4 protein-coding genes are annotated in these 3,878 nt (G+C 55.2%); 2 read left to right on the top strand and 2 right to left on the bottom strand.

What is annotated here, in order from left to right; translation table 11 throughout:
* Positions 1-185: 185 nt before the first annotated feature.
* Positions 186-1,478 (bottom strand): ABC transporter substrate-binding protein, encoded by a 1,293-nt coding sequence (locus H6F43_RS21355; protein ID WP_190345183.1) that lies wholly within the window; start codon positions 1,476-1,478, stop codon positions 186-188.
* 282 nt (positions 1,479-1,760) lie between these two features.
* Here H6F43_RS21355 and H6F43_RS21350 point away from each other — a divergent pair, with 282 nt between their 5' ends.
* Together H6F43_RS21350 and prmC are read left to right on the top strand one after the other, a co-directional pair.
* A complete protein-coding gene (locus H6F43_RS21350) occupies positions 1,761-2,543 on the top strand; it encodes a Tic22 family protein (protein WP_190345182.1) in 783 nt (260 codons plus the stop codon).
* A gap of 49 nt (positions 2,544-2,592) precedes the next feature.
* On the top strand, positions 2,593-3,480 hold the full coding sequence (gene prmC, locus H6F43_RS21345; RefSeq protein WP_190345181.1) for a peptide chain release factor N(5)-glutamine methyltransferase: 888 nt from the start codon (positions 2,593-2,595) through the stop codon (positions 3,478-3,480).
* Here the strand turns inward: prmC and H6F43_RS21340 are convergent.
* Positions 3,468-3,878, bottom strand: a 411-nt coding sequence (locus tag H6F43_RS21340; protein ID WP_190345180.1) for a tetratricopeptide repeat protein, incomplete at its 5' end; no start/stop codon positions are given. The two genes, prmC and H6F43_RS21340, sit on opposite strands and share 13 nt — an antisense overlap.

Genomic DNA, 3,878 nt, shown 5'->3' with positions numbered 1-3,878 from the left:
GATTTTCTCACCGTCGTCGAGAATGTTCCGATCGTTCAATTCTTCAGTCCGCTGATTCCCTCATTCGCTTACGCCCCCGATTTCGATCGCGCCTTGCAGGTCGATCGTGATGCCCTACTGCAAAAAGTCTCCGGTCTTTGAAGTGGAAAAAGCACTGCGACAGTCGGCACAGCATCAACAAACGGCTATTTTTCCGTCACCGCGATCGCGTCAATTACTTTTAAGCTGCCGTCAGGAGCAATCGTCCACACGTCATACCGCCCCGTCACATCTCCGACATCGTTTAAATCCACGCTGCCGCTGGCTCCCTCATAGTTAATCGATCTGCCAGCCCGCAAAAGCGACAATCCTTGACATACATCTGTCACGGATTCACCGGGAGGATTGGCAACGTCTCGCATCAGGTCCTTGATTGCCGTGGCGCTTGTAGATTTAGCGGCTTCGGCAGCCAGCACAATCAGGGCAGCAGCATCCCAAGTGTTGGGGTCAAAAATCTTTGGCGTTCGTCGAAACTGAGCTGCGTACCGCTCCTGAAACTGCTTCAGCGCTGGACCTCCCGCGCTTGGGGCAGTACCCACCATCCCTGCCGCAAGATACTGCCCTTGAGCCGTCTTGCCAACTAGGTCCGCAATTCCAGCTTCCTTCATGCCGTCCGTTGCCAGCAGCAACGCTTTTGCCAACAGTCCTTGCTGGTATGCCGCTTTCAGGATCAGGCTTCCGGTTTCTGGATAGGCAATCAGCAGTACCGCATCTGGATTGTCGCGAAAGCCTGCGCTGACGATCGAGTCAAACGTTGAGCTATCCGGCGGGTAGCGTGTTGGGTTGGCTTTGTTAACAACCGTGCCGCCGATCGCTTCAAAGGCAGGAATGAACGCGGACAGTATGCCGTTGCCGTAGTCGTTATTAATGGCAAGAACCGCAACGGAGCGAACACCCCTCGTCTTGGCAAGCTGCGCTAGCGCCTTACTTTGAAACGTGTCTGGTGGAGCGGTGCGAAACCAAAACCCCTGAAACTCGCCGCGCCGCGATCGCTCGCTGAACACCGGACTGGTGCTGGACGGCGAAATCAAAATCACCTGGTTTCGCACGGCAATATCTACTTCTGCGCTGGCAGTTCCACTAGACGCTGCACCCACAACTCCGGCAACGCGATCGACCTCCGCCAATTTCGTCATGGCAGATGCGCCTGCCGCAGGTTCCGTCTGGTCGTCCTCTGCTACCAAGTCCACGGGCTGCCCCAGAACGCCACCGCAGCCATTGACGGTACTGACGAGGAAGCGAGCAGTATCTTGCATCGACGACCCATAGGCGGAAAGATCGCCCGTAATGGGCAGCAGCGTACCGAGCTTGAGCTGGGTGGAGACCGGATGGCAGGCGCTTAGCCCCAGCAGGCAAACGAACAGGACCAGCGCGAATAGGGGCGATCGCGATCGTCGTCCCTGCACACTAGCTCGATCTGTGCAGCAGTCAGATTTCATGGATGTGGAACTGCTCACTCGCGAAATGAGTCATCGACCAAGAGCGCTAACGGAGCTAACGCGGCGTTGAACCTAAAGGTGATTGAGTGTGCTTTAATTCTTCAACAAGACGGTGAACCCGCCGCGACTTCGTTGAAATGAATTTACAAAATACAATCAATCACTCAAAATGGGTAAGCCGATAGCGGTGCCGCTGAGATAAGCACCGAGATGCTTCATTCACGCTCGTTAATTTTCCGTTGGTTCTACACGTCCCTTACAGCTTTTGTCCCAGGAGCAGTTATGAAATCAGTCATCCGCTGGAGTGCGACCGTTGGTCTCGTTGGCAGTGCCTTGTTGGGGTCCGTATTGGCAGGGGCAGTGCAAGTTCTCGCCATTCCCGCAGATCAAATTATACAGAAGTTACGCCCGGTTCCCGTTTTTACGATCGCTAACTCCCAAGGTGCACCGCTGGTGGCGTCTCCTCCAAGTGGGCAGAAAGGACCTTCAGTAGCAGGCGTGTTTATCAGCCAGAAAGATGCACAGGCATTTCTAGATGGGTTAAAAACTCGTAATCCTGAGCTGGCAAAAGGCGTACAGGTCGTTCCGGTTTCCCTGGCAGAAGTCTATCAGCTTAACGAATCCAATAAAGGCAAGCCTGAGGGTCTCGGTTTTGCTTATGTCCCGTCTCGCCAACAGGTGGATACGGCAGTCAACCTGCTAAAGCAGGGAGGACAGCAGGTGCAGCAGTTTAATGGCACACCGCTGTTTGTTGCGCGTGGCGGCAAGGATAAAGGCTACCTCACCATTCAGCAGGGCAACCAACAGGTCATTCCCATGTTCTTCAAGAAAGAAGAACTGCAAGGACTAGTCGATCGCTTCAAGCAGCAGCAGCCCAATCTTGCATCTAGCCTTGAAATTCAAGTGCTGAACCTGGAAGGGCTGGTGCAAGTGTTGCAGACGAAGAATGATCCACAGCTGAATCAGATTATGCTGGTTCCGCCAGAGGAGTCGATCCAATTCGTACGAGCGCTAGCTCCGCAGCAGCAGAACCAAGCCAAGCCCCAGCCCGCTCCGAAAAAGTAGAGGAGTGGTGAATTTTGAATAATCAATTCAAAATTCATCATTCGACTTTATGTATTTCGCTTCTGGGCTAGACCTGTGGCAGTGGCGAAGTCAGGCACGATCGCACGCGATCGCCGCTGCCATTCCACCCGCTGAGGTGGACTGGTTTCTGCAAACGCTGACCGAGCTAGACCGTCTGGCGCTGCGGCTCGACTCCTACAAAGATCGGCCCCGTGTTGCCCTTCAGGTTCCCTTGTCTGAACTCGATTGCCGCTGGCAGCAGCGCGTTCAGAACCGTGTGCCTGTGCAGTATCTGACCGGAATTGCTCCCTGGCGGCAATTTCTGCTCCGGGTCTCTCCCGCTGTGTTGATTCCTCGCCCCGAAACCGAACAGCTCATCGACCTTGCGATCGCGACGGCTCCTCGCTCTCCACTTCCCACACTCCGCTGGGCAGACTTGGGTACGGGCAGCGGTGCGATCGCGATTGGACTAGCAGACGCTTTCCCAAGCGCAGTGATTCACGCTGTAGATCGTAGTGCTGAGGCGCTGGCGATCGCTCAGCAGAACGCCATATCGCTTGGTTTGACAGAACGAATCCAGTTTCATCACGGCTCGTGGTTTGAGCCATTGAACTCTCTCAAGGGAGCTTTTAGCGGCATCGTCTCTAATCCGCCCTACATTCCCAGCGCCTTGGTACTAGAGCTACAGCCCGAAGTCGCTCAACACGAGCCGCACCTCGCACTCGATGGCGGCACGGATGGATTAGATTCCATTCGCCATCTCGCTATCACGGCTCCAGAGTATTTGCACCCTGATGGCGTTTTGCTGCTGGAAATCATGGCAGGACAAGCGATCGCGGTTTCTGAGCTTCTACAGGCGCACGGATGCTACCGGGACATCCAGACGCATAAGGATTTGGCAGGGATCGATCGATTCGTTCTGGCTTATCGCGTTTGAGGCGATTGGGTCGGGGGAGGAGCGGTGGTTTGGCTCTGCTGAAGCCCTTTAATGCGGTTGAGCGCCTCGGTCTGCAGCCTGGGGTAGCCCTGTGCTTGGTAGAGATCAGCGGCGCGGCGAAAGTCGGTGATTGCTGGATCCCGCCGATTGAGAGTCTGAGATGCCATCCCTCGGTTGTAATAGGCTGCCGCGTAGTTTGGGTTGATCTGGACGGCTTGGTTATAGTCTCGAAAAGCGGCAGGAAGATCGTTTCGCGCCAGCAGGACGTTGCCCCGGTTGGTTAGAGCGGTCGCGCGCACTGAGGAATTGGAACGCAGATTAATGGCTTGTGTGTAATCCCTCAGGGCGGCTTCGCGAATCACATCGATCGACTCATTCTCACCGGGTGCAGCCTTCAA

The organism is Leptolyngbya sp. FACHB-36 (assembly GCF_014695955.1).
Classification (GTDB): Bacteria; Cyanobacteriota; Cyanobacteriia; order Leptolyngbyales; family Leptolyngbyaceae; genus FACHB-36.
This window is presented reverse-complemented; position numbering and strand designations above follow the sequence as displayed.

Excerpts from the sequence above, each read along its gene's own strand:
- H6F43_RS21350 (WP_190345182.1), top strand. The coding sequence starts at position 1,761 with ATGAAATCAGTCATCCGCTGGAGTGCGACCGTTGGTCTCGTTGGCAGT.
- H6F43_RS21355 (WP_190345183.1), bottom strand. The coding sequence starts at position 1,478 with ATGAAATCTGACTGCTGCACAGATCGAGCTAGTGTGCAGGGACGACGA.
- prmC (WP_190345181.1), top strand. The coding sequence starts at position 2,593 with ATGTATTTCGCTTCTGGGCTAGACCTGTGGCAGTGGCGAAGTCAGGCA.